Annotated in this window: 17 protein-coding genes; 8 read left to right on the top strand and 9 right to left on the bottom strand. The window is 64.3% G+C overall.

The annotated features are described in order from the left end of the window. Window positions 1–35: 35 nt before the first annotated feature. From benC to benA, 3 genes are read right to left on the bottom strand one after another with little or no spacing between them, the layout of a single operon-like run. On the bottom strand, window positions 36–2,786 hold the full coding sequence (benC, locus tag ACZI8R_RS19865) for a benzoate 1,2-dioxygenase electron transfer component BenC (protein WP_463381392.1): 2,751 nt from the start codon (window positions 2,784–2,786) through the stop codon (window positions 36–38). 10 nt (window positions 2,787–2,796) lie between these two features. Continuing rightward, window positions 2,797–3,339 (bottom strand): benzoate 1,2-dioxygenase small subunit, encoded by a 543-nt coding sequence (benB, locus tag ACZI8R_RS19860; protein ID WP_463381391.1) that lies wholly within the window; start codon window positions 3,337–3,339, stop codon window positions 2,797–2,799. Window positions 3,340–3,369: 30 nt separating this feature from the next. Further along, entirely contained in the window at window positions 3,370–4,731 is a 1,362-nt protein-coding gene (gene benA, locus ACZI8R_RS19855; RefSeq protein ID WP_463381390.1) for a benzoate 1,2-dioxygenase large subunit, read from the bottom strand. Window positions 4,732–4,959: 228 nt separating this feature from the next. Between benA and ACZI8R_RS19850 the strand changes: the two genes are divergently transcribed. From ACZI8R_RS19850 to catC, 4 genes are read left to right on the top strand one after another with little or no spacing between them, the layout of a single operon-like run. Then, window positions 4,960–5,871: a LysR family transcriptional regulator gene (locus ACZI8R_RS19850; protein WP_463381389.1), complete on the top strand. Its 912-nt coding sequence runs from the start codon at window positions 4,960–4,962 to the stop codon at window positions 5,869–5,871. Between the two features lie 4 nt (window positions 5,872–5,875). Next, window positions 5,876–6,979, top strand: a complete 1,104-nt coding sequence (locus ACZI8R_RS19845) for a mandelate racemase/muconate lactonizing enzyme family protein (protein WP_463381388.1) — start codon at window positions 5,876–5,878, stop codon at window positions 6,977–6,979. A gap of 52 nt (window positions 6,980–7,031) precedes the next feature. After that, window positions 7,032–7,883 (top strand): catechol 1,2-dioxygenase, encoded by an 852-nt coding sequence (gene catA / locus ACZI8R_RS19840; protein WP_463381387.1) that lies wholly within the window; start codon window positions 7,032–7,034, stop codon window positions 7,881–7,883. Between the two features lie 7 nt (window positions 7,884–7,890). Next, window positions 7,891–8,172 (top strand): muconolactone Delta-isomerase, encoded by a 282-nt coding sequence (catC, locus tag ACZI8R_RS19835; protein ID WP_463381386.1) that lies wholly within the window; start codon window positions 7,891–7,893, stop codon window positions 8,170–8,172. Window positions 8,173–8,214: 42 nt separating this feature from the next. Here catC and ACZI8R_RS19830 read toward each other — a convergent pair whose 3' ends face one another. The 5 genes from ACZI8R_RS19830 to egtA form a co-directional block, all read right to left on the bottom strand. Continuing rightward, window positions 8,215–9,063 carry a PRC and DUF2382 domain-containing protein gene (locus ACZI8R_RS19830; RefSeq protein ID WP_463381385.1) on the bottom strand — a complete coding sequence of 283 codons (849 nt, stop codon included), beginning with the start codon at window positions 9,061–9,063 and terminating at the stop codon, window positions 8,215–8,217. Window positions 9,064–9,422: 359 nt separating this feature from the next. Further along, window positions 9,423–10,394 carry an L-histidine N(alpha)-methyltransferase gene (gene egtD, locus ACZI8R_RS19825; protein WP_463381384.1) on the bottom strand — a complete coding sequence of 324 codons (972 nt, stop codon included), beginning with the start codon at window positions 10,392–10,394 and terminating at the stop codon, window positions 9,423–9,425. Then, entirely contained in the window at window positions 10,391–11,137 is a 747-nt protein-coding gene (gene egtC, locus ACZI8R_RS19820) for an ergothioneine biosynthesis protein EgtC (protein ID WP_463381383.1), read from the bottom strand. The genes egtD and egtC overlap by 4 nt, the downstream gene beginning before the upstream one ends. Next, complete coding sequence (gene egtB / locus ACZI8R_RS19815; RefSeq protein WP_463381382.1) at window positions 11,138–12,445, bottom strand: ergothioneine biosynthesis protein EgtB; 1,308 nt, start codon at window positions 12,443–12,445, stop codon at window positions 11,138–11,140. Beyond that, complete coding sequence (gene egtA, locus ACZI8R_RS19810; protein ID WP_463381381.1) at window positions 12,442–13,674, bottom strand: ergothioneine biosynthesis glutamate--cysteine ligase EgtA; 1,233 nt, start codon at window positions 13,672–13,674, stop codon at window positions 12,442–12,444. The genes egtB and egtA overlap by 4 nt, the downstream gene beginning before the upstream one ends. A gap of 130 nt (window positions 13,675–13,804) precedes the next feature. On the opposite strand from egtA, the gene ACZI8R_RS19805 reads away from it, so the two are divergent. Both ACZI8R_RS19805 and ACZI8R_RS19800 read left to right on the top strand, forming a co-directional pair. Next, window positions 13,805–14,974: an aminotransferase class V-fold PLP-dependent enzyme gene (locus ACZI8R_RS19805; protein WP_463381380.1), complete on the top strand. Its 1,170-nt coding sequence runs from the start codon at window positions 13,805–13,807 to the stop codon at window positions 14,972–14,974. A 94-nt stretch (window positions 14,975–15,068) separates the two neighbouring features. Further along, window positions 15,069–16,547 (top strand): FAD-dependent oxidoreductase, encoded by a 1,479-nt coding sequence (locus ACZI8R_RS19800; RefSeq protein WP_463381379.1) that lies wholly within the window; start codon window positions 15,069–15,071, stop codon window positions 16,545–16,547. Here ACZI8R_RS19800 and ACZI8R_RS19795 read toward each other — a convergent pair. Further along, complete coding sequence (locus tag ACZI8R_RS19795; protein WP_463381378.1) at window positions 16,519–17,709, bottom strand: glycoside hydrolase family 183 protein; 1,191 nt, start codon at window positions 17,707–17,709, stop codon at window positions 16,519–16,521. The two genes, ACZI8R_RS19800 and ACZI8R_RS19795, sit on opposite strands and share 29 nt — an antisense overlap. Window positions 17,710–17,789: 80 nt before the next feature. On the opposite strand from ACZI8R_RS19795, the gene ACZI8R_RS19790 reads away from it, so the two are divergent. Both ACZI8R_RS19790 and ACZI8R_RS19785 read left to right on the top strand, forming a co-directional pair. Continuing rightward, the gene (locus ACZI8R_RS19790; RefSeq protein WP_463381377.1) at window positions 17,790–18,224 is read left to right on the top strand and encodes a DUF6314 family protein; all 435 of its coding nucleotides are present in this window, start codon (window positions 17,790–17,792) and stop codon (window positions 18,222–18,224) included. 323 nt (window positions 18,225–18,547) lie between these two features. After that, entirely contained in the window at window positions 18,548–19,201 is a 654-nt protein-coding gene (locus tag ACZI8R_RS19785; RefSeq protein ID WP_463381376.1) for a 50S ribosomal protein L25/general stress protein Ctc, read from the top strand. Window positions 19,202–19,223: the final 22 nt, after the last annotated feature.

Genomic DNA, 19,223 nt, shown 5'->3' with positions numbered 1-19,223 from the left:
TCCAGGCGGGGGGCCTCACACCGAAACTCGACTGCTCACCCCAGATCGCCGCCGGCGACGGGCAGCACGGTGCCCGTGATGTACGAGGCCTCTTCCGACGCCAGAAAGCAGATCGCTGCTGCCTGCTCGTCGAGCGTCCCGTAGCGCCCCAGCATCGACGACGAAAGCGTCTGGTCGATGTGGGCCTGGAACCACTGCTGCTCGACCTCCGAGGCGGGTTCCGGTGTGCCACGCGAGATTCGACGCGGCGGCGCCTCCGTTCCGCCCGGCGCGGTGGCCGTCACCCGAATGCCGTACTCCGCGTACTCGAGTGCGAGAGAAGCCGTGATCGCATTGATCCCACCTTTGGCGGCCGAGTAGGGAATCCGATGTACCCCACGGGTCGCGGCAGACGACACGTTGACCACCACTCCGGACCCCTGCGCCACCATGGACGGCAATGCGGCCCTGCACGCGTACAGCGTGGTCATCAGCGAGCGGTCGATCTCGGCGCGAATCTGTTCCGGCGTGAACTCGACGAACGGCTTGAAGTTGATCGCACCACCGACGTTGTTGATCAGAACGTCGACACGGCCGTAGGTGTCGATCGCGGTGCGCACGACGGAGGCCGCGCCGTCGAAGCTCTCCAGATCCGCAATGGCCGGTGTCGCTTTGGTTCCGGTCGACCCGAGTTCGTCTGCCAGTGCGCCGACCAGATCCGAGCGATCTGCCAGGACGAGCTTGCCGCCCTCCGCACCGATTCGGCGGGCCGTCCGCTCGCCGATGCCTTGAGCAGCACCGGTGATGACGACGACCTTGCCTGCGAACCGTCCGGGAGTGACGAAACGGGGCGTCTTCGCTGCCATCTCGTCCGCCATCGCGCGACGCATCGTCTGCTTCGACCGGTCCGCGTGTGCCGAGATCAAGGTGCGCGCGCCGTCGTGATCGCCGGATTCGAAAGCCGCCACGATGTCGACGTGATCCTGTGCGCACAGTGGATGGCACCACGTCGCGTTACGCAGCACCTCCTCCATTCGGCCCTTGACGCCCAGAGCCTTGTACGCCTCCAGAAGGTGACCGTTGCCGGTCAGTGTGAACAGGTAGTCGTGGAAGCTGGCATTGGATTCGGTGTACTCCGCCGCATCGACGAAGGTCTCCCCCGCCACGTAGGGCATCGTCGACTCCGCCAGCAGGCGGTAGCCGGCCAACTGCCTGGAATCGAGGCGTCCGAAGGTCAACTCCAGGGCGCCGAGTTCGAGCGCGGCCCTGGCCTCGAAGATCGCGTCGGACTCGTAGATCTCCGGGTGCTCCTCACCGATCTGGTAGCCCTGCGATCCCACTGTCGGCGCCGGCGTGGCGGGAGTCGTTGCGGTGGCCTCCGGTTCGGGAGCAGCAACCACCTCGTGTGCCTGTTCGATGTCGCGTGATGCGAAGACTTCCTGACCGGCGATCCGCCTGCCTCCGCCGGGAAGGAGGGTGCCGTCGTCCGGATCGAGTCCGCCGGCTCCGCCCTTCGACGTCCAGACCTGCTGGCCGGCGATGCGAAGCAGGCTGTCGTCCTCGCCCCGGGCGGGCTTCGTCCCCGTCCACGGTTCGATATCGTTCGGCCGCAGAATGACCTGCCCGGCGATCGCGCGCGCATCCGGCGCGGTGACGACAGGCTCGTCGGTCGTGCCGAGATCGAGGGGTTGGGCCGCCGGCGTCGCTGTCTCACCGTCCGCCGGCGCGGCGGGCTGTGCGGCGAGCGCGAACTTCTCGTAATAGAAGCCGGTCGGTTCGATTCCCACCTCCGCCACATGCTTACGAACACCTTCGACCATCGGCGGTGGCCCGCACAGATAGATCGCGACGTCGCCGTCGTACAGGTGGGAGGGTTCGATCAGGCTGGTCACGTAGCCCTTGTTCACCGCGCTACTGTCCGGATCGGAGACACAATGATCCCAGGTGAATCCGGACAGATCCTCGGAGAACTTCTCCAGTTCCTCGACGGCCACGAGATCGATGTCCGTGGACACGCCGTAGACCAGGTGAACTTTCCGCCGACTTGCCTCGTTCCGCATCTTTCGGAGCATCGCCATGATGGGCGCCAGCCCGGTACCACCAGCCAACAGCAGGATCGGGCGGGTTGCTTCACGAAGGAAGAACGAGCCGTTGGGACCGGTGAAGCTCAGGGGCGCACCGACTTCCGCACGTTCGGTGAGGTACGTCGACATCGCGCCGCCGGGGGTGATCTTCACCAGGAATACGAGCCGGTCCTCGTGCGGGCCGTTCGCGAAGGAGTACGAACGCGTGAGTAGTCGACCTTCGCCGTTGTCCGTACCCGGCACGGCGATGTTGACGTACTGCCCCGGCAGGAACGCGAGCTCTTCGCGGTTGTCGATGTCGATCGAGATCCGCACCGTCGACTCGGACAGTCGCTCCAGTTCGGCGATCCGGCCGGTGAACGTCGATGCCTCCGTCTTCGCAACATCCGAGGTGGACGAAATCTGCAGCACCAGATCGGAAGTCGGCTTCATGCTGCACGGCAGGGCGTATCCCGCAGCGGCCTCGTCCTCCGACAGTGCGTCTTCGATGTACGTTCCGCCGTCGTACTCACCGGACTCGCACAGCGCCTTGCACGTTCCGCAGGCACCGTCTCGACAGTCCAGTGGAATGTTGATGCGTTGGCGATACGACGCATCCGCAACGGTCTGATCTTCGCGGCAGGTGATGAACTTGGTGACACCGTCCTCGAAGGACAGCGCGACCTTGTGCATACCCGACCCCTCCGCACCGGAGTCGGTGCGTGCTTCGGTGGTGACAGTCATCGCCTCGCCCCTAGAAGTGGTAGATGTCCACCACGTGGTGGATGTAGTCGTTCTTGAGCACGATCGTCTTGCGCCTGATCAGGGGCTGCTCACCGGAGAAGTCGATGGTGTAGAACGAGGTGCCGTAGTACGGATCGATCGTGTTGTACCGGAAGTACATCGTGTGCCAGTTGAATCGAATGTCGACGAGTTCTCCGCGACGATCGATCACCTCGACATTGCTGATGTTGTGGCTGGTCCGTGGCTCGGGCAGCGATGTGGCCGACGACCGTTCCGTGCGAATTCGAAAGACGCGGTCTGCGAGCCCACCCTTGTTCCCGTAATAGATCAGCGAGATCTCACGTTGCGGATCCTCGGTGAGCAGGTCACGGTCGTCCCAGGACGGCATCCAGTACACGACGTCGTCCGCATAGCAGTCGAGCCACTTCTCGAACTCGCGATCGTCGAGATAGCGCGCCTCCCGGTACAAGAACTGTTCGATCATGTTCTGGGTGACGAGTTTCGTTCCGGAGGTCGCGGCGTCCGTGCCAGAATTCGTTTCGGCGGTGGTCATGTCGATGTATCCGTATCTCTCGATCTTCGGTCAGGACTGCTCGGCGGCGACTGCGCCGCGCATCGTGTCGAGCCAATATCCGTGCTGGACCGGGTAGAGACCTTCGTCCTCGTTCTTGACTCCGGCCGACACGATGCCGGTCATCCCCAAGGTCTGCGCCACCTCGTCGGGTCCGGTGAGCCAGTGCTCGGCTCCGCGGCTCATGTCGTTCCACGGCGCGGCCTGCGCACGGAAGGTGAGCTGGCAGGACCGGAACTCCTCGAGATCGTCCGGGGTCGCCATACCCGACGCATTGAAGAAGTCCTCGTACTGCCGGATGCGATGGGCGCGAGCCTCGTCGCTCTCCCCCTTCGGGGCGATGCAGTAGATGGTCACTTCCGTCTTGTCCGGTGCGATGGGACGGAAGTGCCTGATCTGGGTCGAGAACTGGTCCATCAGGTAGACGTTCGGGTAGAGGCACAAGTTGCGTGAGCCCTTGACCATGAACTCGCCCTTGGCGTCGCCGTGCTCTTCCTTGAGCTTGTCCATCTGGTCCCACAGCGGACGGTCCTGCGGGTTGGCAGCCCAGGTCCACAGGCACAGGTGCCCGTGCGGGAAGGACCAGTAGCCACCGCCCGACTTACCCCAACCGCCGGCGTCCAGCGCCTTCGTGTCGTTCTGCGACTCGCCTGTACTACGACGAGATGTGGTGGCCGCGTAGTTCCAGTGCGTCGCCGTCACGTGATAGCCGTCCGCGCCGTTCTCCGCCTGCACCTTCCAGTTGCCGTCGTAGGTGTAGGTGGAAGCGCCGCGAACCACCTCGAGCCCTTCCGGGGACTGATCCACGAGCATGTCGATCACCGTGCGGGTGTCGCCCAGGTGCTCGTCGAGCGGGAGAACGTCGTCGTTCACGCTGCCGAACAGAAAGCCTCTGTAGTTGTCGAACCGCGCGACCTTGGTGAGGTTGTGCGAACCGGCGACGTCGAAGGTGTCCGGGTATCCCGCACCCTCGGGGTCCTTCACCTTCAGCAGTGTTCCGTCGTTTCGGAACGTCCATCCATGGAACGGGCAGGTCAGCGTCATCCGGTTGTCGGTCTTCCGGCGACAGATCATCGCGCCGCGGTGGGCACAGGCATTGATGAGGCAGTTGAGTTCGCCGTCCTTGCCTCGCGTGATCACGACGGGCTGCCGTCCGATGTACGTGGTGAAGTAGTCGCCGGGCTCGGGCACCTGGCTCTCGTGCGCGAGATAGATCCAGTTCCCTTCGAAGATGTGCTTCATCTCGAGTTCGAAGATGTCTTCGTCGGTGAAAATGCGCCGGTTGGCCCGATATGTGCCGGACTCCCGATCGTCCACGACAGCGTCGGCAAGAACCGAGCTGACGTGATTCAGGTTTTCGGTGGTCGCGGTCATCTTCGTTACCTCCATGATGTGTGCTGTTCATGCACGGTCTCATTTGGGTGGCCCCGATCACACTAGGTAATTCGCCAGTCCTGACCTAGCAACCCATTGATCGTTTCTATCGATCAATTGCCCTAAATCATGTCCTTGTCATGTATCGGTCGTAGCCTTAACGTGGATGCCACGGTGGCGCTCGTCACAATTCTCCACCGTTCGTTGGCAGACAGGAGGTGATCGGCCGTGGAGATTCGGCATCTACGCTATTTCGTGGCCGTCGCCGACACCTGTCACTTCGGCCAGGCCGCCGCCGGCCTGCACGTGGCACAGCCGGCGCTCTCGTACGCGATCCGGCAGCTCGAAAACGAACTCGACGCCACACTCTTCACGCGCACCACCCGCCACGTCGCCCTCACTCCCGCCGGCGCGTACCTACAGGGAGAAGCTGCCCGCATCCTGGCAAGCATCGACGACACGATCGACGGGGTACACCGCATCGCCGCAGGCCGCAGTGGACTGGTCCGGCTCGGCCTTACCGGAATCGCCGCCTTCTCACATCTGCCCCGAATCGCACGGGTCGTCAAACACGAACTGCCCGACGTCGACCTCCGCATCTCTTCGGACATGCTCACGCCGGACCAGTGCGAAGGCCTTCGAAGCGCCTCACTCGACCTCGGCGTGCTTCGTCCGCCCGTGATCGGCGAGGACGTCACCTCCCGAACGCTCGCCATCGAGCCGATGGTGCTCGCGGTATCGGCTGGCCACCGACTGGCAGTCGAGCCCGTCATCTCGATGAACGACCTGCGAAGCGAGAACTTCGTCATGTACGACAGTCGCGATTCGGCAGTCAACGACGCCACCGTCCGGAGCTGTCACCAGGCCGGTTTCGTCCCGAACCGGGCACACCGAGCCACGGGGACCGCAGTTCTGCTCGCGCTCGTCTCCGCCGGTCTGGGAGTGGCAGTCCTCCCCGCTTCGGTCCGTTCGCTCCCCGTGGACGGGCTCGTCGTCCGCGACCTCGTGGACGCGAGCAGTACAGAACTCGCTCTCGCCTGGCATTCCACCCGACATGACCCGGTAGTCGAGAGCGTTGCCGACGTCATCGCGGAGGCGTTCGCGCGCGACGCCCATCCAGTCACCATCGAACAGGGATAGAACCGTGAAGATCATTGCCGTAGAGGCCATTCCATTTGCAATCCCGTACACGAAGCCGTTGCACTTCGCGTCGGGTGAGGTACACACCGCCGAACATGTACTCGTGCGAGTGACCACCGACGACGGCGTCGTCGGAATTGCCGAGGCCCCACCGCGACCGTTCACCTACGGCGAGACGCAGACCAGCATCGTGACAGTGATCGAAAAGGTGTTCTCACCCCAGATCGTCGGACTCACGCTGTTGGAGCGCGAAGTGATCATCGGACGGCTCGCGCGCACCGTGGGAAACCCCACCGCGAAGGCCGCGGTGAACATGGCGATCTGGGACGCCCTCGGGAAGACATTGCAACTGCCCGTGTCCGGCCTCCTGGGCGGGTACACCGACCGTATGCGCGTCAGCCACATGCTCGGGTTCGACGAACCCGCAACGATGGTCGCCGAAGCGGAACGCATGCGCGAGAACTTCGGAATCAGCACCTTCAAGATCAAGGTGGGACGCCGACCCACTGCACTCGACACGGACGTGGTTCGCGCGCTACGCGAGCGCTTCGGCAACGAGGTCGAACTCTACGTCGACGGCAACCGTGGTTGGACGGCATCGGAATCCCTCCGGGCAATGAAGGAGATGGCCGATCTCGATCTCCTCTTCGCCGAAGAACTGTGCCCTGCCGACGACGTGCTCGGACGCCGATGGCTCGTCGAGAAGCTGGACGTGCCGTTCATCGCAGACGAGTCCGTGCCGACACCCGCGGACGTCACGCGCGAAGCTCTGAGTGGCTCGGCGACCGCCGTCAGCATCAAGACCGCTCGCACCGGTTTCGACGGATCGCGTCGCATCCACCACCTTGCCGAGGGCCTCGGTCTGGAGGTGGTCATGGGCAACCAGATCGACGGGCAGGTCGGAACGGCCTGCGCGCTGGCTTTCGGTGCCGCATTCGAGTCGACATCACGCCGAGCGGGCGAACTCTCCAACTTCCTCGACATGAGCGACGACCTGCTCACCGAACCGCTGCAGATCCGCGGCGGATTCCTGCACTGCCTTTCTTCTCCCGGGATCGGTTTCGACATCGACCCCGACAAGCTCACGCACTACCGCACAGACAACTGAAGATCCTCCCGCGACAGCCACGCGAGAGGAAGCGACAAGCAAGGAGACCGAAATGACCACCACCGAGAACACCGCCAGCGCAGCCGCTTCCGGAGCTTCCGCCACAGAACGGTTCGAGAGCGACAAGTCACCGTACGAAGCGGTTCGCGGCACACCGCCGGAGCGGGTGAACACCCTCGCCCGGGAAGTGCTGGCGGCCGTTCACGACACGGTGCGTCGAAACAACGTCTCCTACGACGAGTACAACGCACTCAAGGCGTGGCTCATCCAGGTCGGCAAGGACGGTGAGTGGCCACTATTCCTCGACGTGTGGGTCGAGCACGTCGTCGAAGAGGTCAACACCGCACACCGCAAGGGAAACAAGGGCACGATCGAGGGACCGTACTACGTACCGGATGCGCCGGAACTCGGCGCAGAAGGAACGATCCCCATGCGCGAGAACGAGGCCGGCGATCCGTTGGTGTGGGAGGGGCAGATCACCTCTACCGACGGCACACCGCTGCAAGGTTCGATCGAGCTGTGGCACGCGGACAACGACGGCTTCTACTCCCAGTTCGCCCCCGGCCTGCCCGAGTGGAACCTGCGCGGCACCTTCTCGACCGGCGAAGACGGCAAGTTCCGAATCACGACGATCCGGCCGGCGCCCTACATGATCCCGACGGACGGCGCGTGCGGAAAGCTCGTCTCCGCGGCAGGCTGGCACCCGTGGCGGCCCGCGCATCTTCACGTGAAGGTCTCCGCTCCCGGCCACGAGCTGCTTACCGCTCAGCTCTACTTCCCGGGCGATGCGCACAACGACGACGATGTGGCCGACGCCGTGAAGCCCGAGCTGATTCTCGACCCGCAGCCCACCGATGACGGCTACCGGATCGGTTACAACTTCGTCCTCGACGCCGAAAGCTGATCGCCTGATGCTGTTTCACGTACGGATGGACGTCCGCATCCCACACGATCTCGATGCGGACCTACGCGCCGAGACCATTGCCAGAGAGAAGGCGTACTCCCAGGAGTTGCAGCGCGCTGGAAAGTGGCCGCACATCTGGCGCATCGTCGGCGAGTACTCCAATTATTCGATCCTCGACGTCGAGTCCGGCGACGAGCTGCACACGATTCTGTCCGGCCTGCCGTTGTTCCCTTACATGGACATCAAGGTGGCGCCGCTGGCCACGCACCCCTCCGATATCGACGCCTGAGGGAACCGAAACACGGACCGGCGCCGCTCCGAATTCTGTCGATCAGCGCTTGGTGTCACGTCCGTCGACATCGGTCTCGATGCGTTCCTTGCGAACGTCGTCCGAGACGGTCTGATTCTCGGTGACGGTCTCGGTACCGAGACGCACCTTCTCCACCGGAACCTGTTCCTTGTTCACCGTCACGCGCTCTTCGTGAAGCGTGACGTCGCGGGCCTCTTCGCCGATGCCCGCATCGCCCTTGATGTTGCGTGCTTCGTCAGCGGAGATGGGCTCGCGCTCGACCACGACTTCTTCGCGGCTGACGGGAACCTCGACCTGCTGGTTCTCGGTGACGACGTACTTGCGCAGACGCGCCTTGCCGGTCGCCTCGCGCTCCTTGCCGACATTCAACTGCTCTTCGTGACGAATGATGGCGTCGTCGCCGGTTGCCGCGGCCTTGTCGGTCTGTCCGCTGCGTGCATGCTGTCCGCCCGCGGCAGCTGTACCTGCGGCTGCCGTGCCTGCGGCGGCTGTACCTGCTGCGGCGTTACCCGTCTGACCGGTCCCAGCGGAGTCCGCGTGCTTGCCCGTCGATGCGGGATTGATGCCGTAGTGCTGGAAGAGCTCCTCTTCCTGACGTGCGGTGATTCCACCCTCGGCGTCGAGGTGCGGCGCGTCCTTGACCGCGGACTTGCTGGGCGCGACCTTGAGGCCGTCGTCCGAAACCTCGGCTCCAGCAAGGGGAACCAGGGAGTCACTGGTGCCGAACAGGCCGGTCTTCACGGAGACCCATTTGGGCTCGTCGGTGTTGTTGTCGACGTAGATCTCGCCGATCTTGCCGATCTTGTCACCGCTCGGGTCGAACGCGTGTGCGCCGATCAACTTGTTGAGGCCACCTTGCGAAATGCTCACGTGGAACTCCCTTCAGTTGTTTCCCGGGCTACGTCACCGGGTTCCGCTCGAATAGTGCGGACGTTTGCACGATGCGATCTCTGCACCGCCGAATCAAGGCAAACATATTTGGCGCCGACATGCACCATTAGCTCGGGTCTCGATCCGATGACGACAAAGTAAACCTCTCGCAAACAGCCCGGTCACAGGCGCTGCAAACCCGCCTTCCATTCCGCTCCAGAATGGTGAAATTGCGCCAATAATGTTCTGTATCACACCATTTCGGCGTGTTGCGGTTTCCTGAATTCGAAGATTACATACTCGCATGAATATTTACTCCGACAATCCGGATGATTCGACCCGGGTAACATCGACGTAATTCACATTGCGGTCGCACAGAGCAATGCAAACCGGTTGTCCGGGTCCACCCAGGTCCTATTCACGGCAAATCCGGCACCCTCCAGTTCGGAGCCGATTCCGTCGATGGTGAACTTCGCCGAAATTTCCGTTCGCACGTACTCCCCCGCCGCGAGCGAGACCGACATCGAGAGATCCTCGATGTCGACGTTCACGTCCTGGGTCGCTTTCAGGCGCATCTCGATCCACTCGTTGTCGTCGTCCCACACCGCTACGTGCCGAAAGAAATCCAACGGAAAGTTCGCACCGAGTTGCTCGTTGAGAACTCGAAGTACGTTCTTGTCGAACTCGGCGGTGACGCCGGCAGCATCGTCGTAGGCAGCGACGAGAGTCTCCGCATCCGTCACAAGGCCGACACCGAGCACGAGACTCTCCCCCGTCTGGAGGACCTCGGCGATACCGGCGAGGAACTCGGCCCGCTCGGCGGGGATCATATTGCCCAGAGTTCCACCGAGGAACACGATGGTTCGACGACCGTCGGCAGGCAGGTGATGCAGGGATTCGGTGAAGTCGCCGACCACGCCGTGCACCGAGAGCATGGGAAACTCGGCCGCAATCTGCCCGGTCGCCGACTCGAGCGCACTGACCGAAACGTCCTGCGGTACGTACGTATGCAATGCACCCTGCGCCACCCCGGCACTCAGGAGGAGTCGAGTCTTCTCGGACGATCCCGAACCCAACTCCACGAGAATCTCGGGCCGCGCGGCATCGACGATCTCGTCGGAGTACTGCCGCAGTAGTTCACGTTCGGTCCGCGTCGGGTAGTACTCGGGCAGTGCCGTGATCTGTTCGAACAGGGCGCTCCCACGGGCGTCGTAGAACCACTTGGGTGGCAGCCATTTCGGACTTGCGGACAGGCCCAGTCGGACATCTGCACGCAAGGCCTCCGTCACCTGTTCCGGCTTCAGGTACACGTCGAGCGTGGGTTCGTTCACAGGTCTCCCGTTCGTAGTGGGGTGACGATCAGCTGTCCGGGACGGGCCGACACGAAATGCCGGTCCGGAATCGCTTGCCAGTTCGGGTCATCGTCGTACGGCTCGGAAGCGACGACGGCTCGGTCCTCGTCCACGAGGACGGACAACGAGTGATCCCACGTGGTGGCCCACAGTTCTTCACCGTTACCGAGTAGCAGGTTCAGCCTCGAACGTGGCGCCGCCGTATCCAGGTCCAGAACGAGCGACGCGATGGCGCCCGCCGGGTCCTGCTCCCGTAGTCGCTGTCTCAGCAGGAGCCACAAAGCCGCGGAATCGGTAGGCGCCTCGAGCGTCAGGAGTTCGGTGACGGGCAGCCGATCGGCCAGCGTCGCCATCGAATCCGGCCACCCCCGAACCACACCGTTGTGGCTGAAGGCCCAATGGCCGTCGACGAACGGCGCACAGGCGCTCCGCTCGACGGGCATGGATTCGGTGGCCGATCGGACTGCCGCAACGATCGCACCCGTACGGATACCGGAAAGCGTTTCGCGCAGCGCCGGGTCCGACCACACCGGCTGCGCAGATCGATGACGTCCCTGGCCCGACGACCCCCACCACGCCACGCCGTAACCGTCCGCATTGATGGTGCCGCCGCCTCGCATGTCCCGTGGCGCCCAGGCCTGCTCGACCAACGAGTGAGCGCCGGATGCCAGCACGTCGTGCACCGAACACGGCGGCCCGACGTAGCCTAGATGGCGGCACATCTAGAATTCTTCTCCGGAAAGATCTCGGGCACAACGGAATCCGGAGAAGATCTGACGCCTGACGGGGTGGTCCCAATTTCGGAACGATCCCCGGCACGCCACGGAGTCGGTCCCGAAGGAACCTCCACGCAGAATCCGGTAGTCACCGCCGAAGAACACCTCGGAATACTCGCGGTAGGGAAAAGCCACGAAGCCCGGGTACGGCTCGAACGCCGACGAAGTCCATTCCCAGACGTCGCCGATCAATTGATGCACGCCGAGTGCAGACACACCTGCCGGATAGGAGCCGACGACCGCCGGCCCGAGGAAACGTTGCCCCAGATTGGCGGTCGCTTCGTCCGGGTCGGCGTCACCCCAGGGAAATCGGTGCGAACGGTTCGATGCAGGGTCCCATCGGGCGGCCTTCTCCCATTCGGCTTCGGTCGGCAAGCGCTTCTTCGCCCACTTCGCGTACGCCTGCGCCTCGAAGTAGCAGACGTGCACGACCGGTTCCTGCAGATGAATCGGCTCCATCACACCGAAACGGTCTCGCCACCACGTCCCACACCCGTCGTTCTCCCAGAAGAGCGGAGCAGCGAGTCCGGCCTCGCTGCGATGTTCCCATCCTCGCTCGCTCCACAGTTCGGGCCGCTCGTACCCGCCGTCCGACATGAAGGCGAGATACTGCTCGTTGGTGACCGGTGTCGTGTCGATGGCGAACGCCGGGACGTTCACCGGGTGCGCCGGCCGCTCGTTGTCGAGCGCCCACGCTTCGTCCGAGGTTCCCATCGTGAATACCCCGCCAGGGACCAGAACCTCGTCCGTGGCCACCTGTCCACCGATCCGAGGTGCCGTCGGTGCGGACAGCACCGGATCACCCGTCCGCAGTTGGTGCGTGGCCAGCATCGTTTCCGCGTGCTGCTGTTCGTGTTGGGCGATCATTCCGAACACGAATCCCCGCTCCTCGAGCGGTCCTCCCGAGAAGTCGGCGGAATCGAGTACTTCCCAAGTCTTTTCGCGAACGGTACGTACGTATGCACGAGCCTCGGCCGGGTCGAGCAACGGCAGGCCCGGCCGGTCCGCCCGAGCGTGCCGGAAGGCGTCGTAGAGTTCGTCGATGTCACCACGGACGGCGGCCTGCCCACCTGCCTCGCGAACCAGCCACAGATCTTCCTGATTCCCGATGTGAACGAGGTCCCACACGAGTGGGCTCATCAGAGGTGAGTGCTGCGCGGTCAGATCTGCGTCGTTCACACTGTCGGTGAGAACGTGGGTGCGCTCGCGCGCCCGGCTCAAGGCCGCGTGAACGCTTTCCCGGATATCACTCACCGAGCGGCTCCCGGCGACTGTCCCCGACAGCAACGTTCGGCCGCGGCGTCGAGCAGACGTACGAACTCCGGATCCGGTGAGTACGACGCCGCGAGCGACAAGAGCGCCGTGGCCGCCGACCGTAAATCGACGTCCGACAGTCCGAACTCTGCCGCGTCGCGCCACCGCCCGGCCGTCGTCCGTGCCGCTCCCCGCGCCTCGCTCATGGCGCCCGGCCCCGACAGCAGAGCGTCGAACGCCGCTACCGGAACCCGCCACAGATCGCCTGGCTGCGCGTCCACATAACGCACCTCCAGATGCCCGGTCGCCCGTACCGGCGGGAACATGGTGGTCAGGTGGTAGTCGAGATCGGCGTACGCAGGAGCGCGCCCGATCTCGTTGCCGAGTGCGCCGTCGATCCAGTCGCCGAAGGTGGCCCCCGGCGGTGCAGTCCAGTCGGCACCGTCATTTCGGACGCACATCAACGGCACGTCCAGTACCCACGTCGCGTAGTCGCCGGCGTGAATCGGCGCGGCCGTGCGTGACGAGTCGAGACACAGCCAGGTTCGCATTCGCTGAGACGCCCACGCGCCCTCTGGAATTCCGTACAGATGCGGCGAACACGCGAACGCTGCAACAAGAGCAGGACCCACTTCGTGCAGCAGAGTCCAGCGGTCTTCGACAGCGCTCGCGTCACTACCGGCATCGACGCTCACCTGGGTGGCGGCGGTGTTGCACATCATCAACTTGCCGTACGGGCCGATTCCGCCGAACCGCGATTCCATTGCGCAGTACCGGGGCGACTGCAGCAGACGTTCCGGTGGCCGGGCTGCATCGGCCGCCGCCGCGTGGAGCTCGATCGAGTGCGCGCCCAGAAGGCTGCGCAGCACCTGCTCGTCGGCGGAAAGGTCGTCGCACAGTTCACGAGCCGAACGCCGCGGTGAGCTGGAGAGCTCCACCTGCCCACCCGGCTCGACCGTGACCCCGCTGCCACCCGGCAACGGCTGCGCCGGTGACCAGGGATTGATCGTCTTCGGTGCGTGGGGACCCAGTGCGGACGCCATATCCAGGAGATCAGGTCGCTGACCGTCCGTGGTGCGGGCCGACATCCACTCCAATTCGGCACCGAGCAACTGCGGTGGAGCAAGCTCGAAACACACACCTTCGATGTATGCCTCGGCCGCGGCACGTGAAGCGAGGTGCCCGTCCTCGAACATGTCGAACTCGAAGGATTGAACTGCGGTAGCCATTCGACCTCCCGTTCCGGGTAACGCCCGAGCGTCATCACCGACCTTAGAACTCTCCGCCGACATGTGCACGCATACACGCGCGGCCGGCCACCACTAGCTTGGACGTCACGGCCCGAAGGAAAGGACGCTCATGCTCGATCTCGCACGTGCCCGGCTCGACACGCCAGGCTGCACCGACAAGGTCTTTCTCGACAGTGCAGGCTCGTCGCTGCCTCCCACGCCCGTGCTCGAGACGGTGATCGGTCACCTGCGCCGTGAGGCCGAGGTGGGTGGGTACCTCGCGCAGAGCGAGCGGGCCGCGGATCTGCACGCGGTGAAGGAGTCACTCGGGAAACTCCTTCGGAGCAGCGCGTCGAACATCGCACTGAGTGACAGCGCGACCCGGTCGTGGAACGACTTCTTTCGAGCAGTCCCCTTGCGCGCCGGTGACCGTGTCCTGATCTCGGAGGTCGAGTACGCCAGCAACGCCATCGCCGTGCTGCAGCGGGCCGGAAGGGTCGGAGCGGAAGTCGACGTGGTCCCGAGCGATCCGTCCGGCCAGATCGACCTGAGTGCGCTCGAGACGATGCTCGACGAGCGGGTTCGATTCGTGTCGCTGGTGCACGTCCCCACGAACAGCGGACTGGTCAACCCGGTCCGAGAGGCCGCCGACATGGCACATCGCGTCGGCGCGCTGGTCCTGCTCGATGCGTGCCAGTCCGTCGGACAGGTCGACATCGACATGCCTGCGCTGGGAGTGGATGCACTGTCGGCGACGGGCCGCAAGTGGCTTCGAGGCCCACGTGGCACCGGATTCCTGGCACTTCGCCCGGGTCTCGACGAGTCGGTGCAACCACACGCGCTCGACCTGCACAGCGCCGAATGGACCGCTCCCACCGACTTCACGATGGCGACCGACGCGTCCCGGTTCGAGTTCTGGGAATGCGACGTGGCCGCTCGGCTCGGCCTGGGCGCCGCCGTCGACCTCCTCCTCGAACTCGGTGCGGACACGGTGGAGCGGGAGATTTCGGAGCGCGCCGACTATCTGCGTGGCGAACTGAGTCGACTCCGCGGCGTCACCGTTCGTGATCTCGGCGAGCGGCAGTGCGGGATCGTCACGTTCACGGTCGAGGATCGTGATGCGCAGAACGTCCGGAGGTCACTGGCCGCCCGAAATGTGACCGTCACGGCCAGCGGACGGTCGTCGACTCTTCTCGACATGACAGGACGCGGCCTCGATGCCGTCGTGCGCGCGTCGCCGCACTACTTCGTCTCGTACGAGGACCTCGACATGGCGGTGACGCAGCTCCGCTGCCTGTGAGTGGTCTGCGAGTCCAGAGACTCGTCAACCACTCACGGGAGAACGTGTAACACGTTACAGTTTCGAGAACTTCCGCCGCCTCGAAAGGACCGCCATGTCCGACTCCACTCCGGTTCACCCCCGCTCCGCCGAGAGCATCGACGTCTGGGACAGGGAAGCGGACGTCGTGGTCGCCGGTTACGGAATCGCCGGTGTCACGGCCGCCATCGAGTCTGCACGTGCAGGCGCCGAGGTGCTCGTTCTCGAACGGACGAGCGGCTGGGGTGGCGCAGCCGCCCTCGCAGGCGGATTCGTGTACCTCGGCGGCGGAACACCGCTGCAGACCGCGTGCGGATTCGAGGATTCTCCGGAGAACATGAAGAAGTTCATGATGGCCGCCCTCGGTCCCGGCACGGACGAGGAGAAGGTCACCGACTACTGCAACGGCAGCGTCGAGCACTACAACTGGCTCGTGGAGTGCGGGGTTCCGTTCAAGCCGTCGTTCTGGGGTGAGCCCGGGTGGGAACCGCCGTTCGACGACGGCCTCATGTACTCGGGCGGCGAGAATGCAGCACCGTTCAACGAGATCGCCACACCGGCACCGCGCGGTCACGTTCCGCAGATGGAGAACAAGCGCACCGGCGAGAAGGGCGGCGGCTACATGCTGATGCAGCCGTTGGTGCAGACTGCCGAAAAGCTCGGGGCGCGAGCCGAATACGACGTGCGGGTGCAGACCCTGGTCACCGACGACAGCGGCCGGGTCGTCGGAATCGTCGCCAAGCAGTACGGCAAGGAGGTGTCCATCAAGGCACGTCGCGGTGTCGTGCTGGCCACCGGCAGTTTTGCCTACAACGACAAGATGATCGAGTCGTACGCGCCGCGCATGATCGGTCGTCCCGGCGCTGCCATCGAGGAGCACGACGGCCGTGCGATCCGAATGGCACAGGCCCTCGGCGCGGACCTTGCTCACATGGACGCCACGGAAGTCGCATTCCTGTGCGACCCACAGCTGATGGTCCGCGGAATTCTCGTCAACGGCCGAGGCCAGCGCTATATCGCGGAAGACACCTATTCGGGACGTATCGGCCAAGCGACCCTGTTCCATCAGGACAACCAGGCGTTCCTGGTGATCGACGAGGCCGCCTACGACGAGGGTGCCGCGGGCACGTCGTCGACACCGTTCCTACGCCAGCGTCCGAAGTGGGTCGCAGAGACGGTCGAGGAACTCGAGGCGGAGATGGGTCTGCCTGCCGGCGCGCTGCAGACGACCGTGGAGGTCTACAACAAGCACGCCGCAGAATCCGCCGACCCGCTGCTGAAGAAGAAGTCGGAGTGGGTGAAGCCGATCGGAACTCCCGTCGCTGCCGTCGACCTGCGCGGGATGACGTTGGGCTTCACCCTCGGCGGCCTCCGGACGACCATCGACTCGGAGGTGGTGCACGTGTCCGGCGAGCCGATCGCCGGGCTTTTCGCTGCCGGGCGGTGCACGTCCGGAGTGTGCGCAGGTGGCTACGCGAGCGGTACCTCGCTCGGCGACGGCAGCTTCTACGGTCGGCGCGCCGGAATCAGCGCGGCGAAGAACCCGCAGTCGTAGGCGCGATCACGTCTTCGAGGTAGGCGCGGCTCACATCGGGGTCGGCCTCGTCGCTCAGGAGTCCGAGGAGATCGCCCGGCGACAGTGAGGCAGTGTCCCGGTAGGTATCGCAGGCGAGGTCGACTTCCCACTGGTTCACCCCGTAGAAGGTGGTCCGGTCCTTCTTCGGATGTCTCGTCCACTGCGACAACAACATCTGCGACCGAGCGATGCTGCCGAACGGGTGGATGCACGGCGCGTACAGACAGGGCGCCTCGGCCGGTGACACGTGAATTCGAGGAACCGTCCACTCCCCTTCCGGGCGCTCTGCCGTCCGCGTGACCGCTCCTAGGGCCCCGTCGCAATACGACAGCACCACGCGGCCGTCGATGAATTGCGTCGACAGTTCACCGATGGCGCCCCGCGGCAGCGTGGGCATCAGGATCGGCGTCGAGTAGCCGCCCCGTCGCCATGCCCACTCTCCCGACGAATCGCATCCCCAGAATTCGTAGGTGCTGCGATTCCACATCGTTTCCCAATGCACGCGCATCAGATGCACACCGCCGCCGGGCCTACGACCTTCGTCGGTTCCGTGGATGTACACCCACGGTTCGTCCGGGATCATCGTCATCGAGTGGTTCTGGAAGTGCCGCCACTCTCCCGAGTTCGGGAAGTCCATGTTCGGGTGGTCACCTTCGATGTCCCAGGTGCGCTCCCAGTTCTCGGCATCCCGGTCGGTCGACGTCCACATTCTGGAATGGAACGTGGACCAGCTTCCGTCCGTCGTCACCGGATCCCAGGATCGGACGGCGGCGGTCGTCATGATGAAGCGCCCGTCCGGCAGATGAATCAGATCGTTGGGGATGTTCGTGAAACCGTCGGGAAGTCGCCCGGCATGCGGCGTGCCCGAATGTCGGTACGGAAGCATCTGTCGCGCAACGTCTCCACCGATCGCGTTGTCCCAACAGATTCCGTTCTCGATGTCCCGGTTGGATTGCCGAAGACCGACCGGACACCGCCAGTTCTGCGGAACCGAGACCGGGTCCGGTGTGTCGTCGAACGTGTCCCCGAAGATCGCGATCGTGTAGGCGTGGTTCGTTCGCGACACGTAGCCGAGGTCGGTGGCCCGGAAACCGAAGCGCACGGTCTCGTCACCGGTCAGGGCCTTCTTCAGCACTGCCATAACCACTCCTTTCGAAGTCGCACGATGGATTCGAGTCCCACGGTATTCACACTGATGCATCCCCGCATAACATCGAGCACGTGGACGAACGGCGCGTGGCAGACCCCCTCTCTCTCACCGGGACGTGGGCGTTTTCACGGGTGATCGACGACCGTCTGACGGGAACACGCAGCACGGTCACCGGCAGAACGGAACTGGTGGCCGAAAACGAGCATCGGGTTCGTTGGCACGAAACGGGAACCCTGGTCACGGGTGGCCAGGAGCTCCCCGTGTACCGCACCCTGCTGATCGTGATTCAGGACGGGTCGTGGGTGGTGACCTTCGAAGACGGCCGATACTTTCATCCGTGGGCACCCGGTGAGCAGGTCGAACACCCCTGTGGACCGGATCTGTACGTCGGCCACGTGGAGGTCGGCCACGCCGGCCCCGACTCCGTCGATGGTTGGACGGTGCGGTGGGACGTCTCCGGCCCTGCCAAGGACTACACGATGACGACGGTTCTCTCACCTCCCTGACCTGAGGAGATCTCCGACTCGCCGCGAAGACGCCGCCCGCGCAGCGCTTGCTCTCACCGCCGACAATGCGGAGGGGCGGCTCCTTGCGAGCCGGTTCGCATCACTGCGCGGTGCTGATTAACGCAGTGGGTTGGATTTCCGGTAGAGTCGATCAAGTTGTCTCGGCGAGGGTGAACCGCGAAGCTCCAATAGCTGGCTCACCGTGATCGACGCGGCCACGGCTCTGCTCGAGCGTTTTCGCTCCTGGCCGTGCGCGCCTGTCCTCGCCCGAGGCATGAAGACGCCAGCCAGTAATCACCGTGAGTTGTAGGAGCCGTTTCACCATGTCCGACGAAAATCGTCTCGTAGCCTCCACCCGCACCGAGTTCGGCAAGGGTGCCGCACGCCGTGCACGTCGTGACGGGCAGGTGCCCGCGGTTCTGTACGGCCACGGAACCGACCCCCGCCACCTGAACCTTCCGTCCCTCGAGTTCGCCGCGATCCTGCGTAACCACGGCACCAACTCGATCCTGCACCTCGACGTCGACGGCGAGGAGCACATCGCGCTGACCAAGTCGGTCGTCGTGCACCCGATCCGCCCGTACATCGAGCACGCCGACCTCCTCGTCGTGAAGAAGGGCGAGAAGGTCGTCATCGACGTTCCCGTCGTCGTCTCCGGTGACGCTGCCGCAGGCACCCTCGTGTCGCACGACTCCACCGTCGTGTCCATCGAGGCCGACGCACTGAAGATCCCCGAGCAGATCGAGGTCTCCATCGAGGGCGCCGAGATCGGCACCCAGATTCTCGCCGAGAACCTCGAGCTGCCCAAGGGCTCGACCTTGCAGTCCGATCCCGAGCTGCTCATCGTCAACGTCCTCGAGGCGCCGTCCGCCGAGGAGCTCGAAGAGGACCTCGACGAGGACCTGGTCGCCGACGAGGCTGCACCGGCGGAAGAGGCTTCCAGCGAAGAGGCCGGCGAAGAGAAGTCCGACGACTGAATCTCTCGTACCTGACTCGACG

The organism is Rhodococcus huquni (genome assembly GCF_055231055.1).
The sequence above is the reverse complement of the archived record's forward strand: the minus strand, read 5'-3'. Positions and strand labels throughout refer to the sequence as shown.

Excerpts from the sequence above, each read along its gene's own strand:
- egtC (WP_463381383.1), bottom strand. The coding sequence starts at position 11,137 with ATGTGCCGCCATCTAGGCTACGTCGGGCCGCCGTGTTCGGTGCACGAC.
- ACZI8R_RS19795 (WP_463381378.1), bottom strand. The coding sequence starts at position 17,709 with ATGGCAGTGCTGAAGAAGGCCCTGACCGGTGACGAGACCGTGCGCTTC.
- ACZI8R_RS19800 (WP_463381379.1), top strand. The coding sequence starts at position 15,069 with ATGTCCGACTCCACTCCGGTTCACCCCCGCTCCGCCGAGAGCATCGAC.
- catC (WP_463381386.1), top strand. The coding sequence starts at position 7,891 with ATGCTGTTTCACGTACGGATGGACGTCCGCATCCCACACGATCTCGAT.
- ACZI8R_RS19805 (WP_463381380.1), top strand. The coding sequence starts at position 13,805 with ATGCTCGATCTCGCACGTGCCCGGCTCGACACGCCAGGCTGCACCGAC.
- ACZI8R_RS19785 (WP_463381376.1), top strand. The coding sequence starts at position 18,548 with ATGTCCGACGAAAATCGTCTCGTAGCCTCCACCCGCACCGAGTTCGGC.
- benA (WP_463381390.1), bottom strand. The coding sequence starts at position 4,731 with ATGACCGCGACCACCGAAAACCTGAATCACGTCAGCTCGGTTCTTGCC.
- egtA (WP_463381381.1), bottom strand. The coding sequence starts at position 13,674 with ATGGCTACCGCAGTTCAATCCTTCGAGTTCGACATGTTCGAGGACGGG.
- benB (WP_463381391.1), bottom strand. The coding sequence starts at position 3,339 with ATGACCACCGCCGAAACGAATTCTGGCACGGACGCCGCGACCTCCGGA.
- benC (WP_463381392.1), bottom strand. The coding sequence starts at position 2,786 with ATGACTGTCACCACCGAAGCACGCACCGACTCCGGTGCGGAGGGGTCG.
- catA (WP_463381387.1), top strand. The coding sequence starts at position 7,032 with ATGACCACCACCGAGAACACCGCCAGCGCAGCCGCTTCCGGAGCTTCC.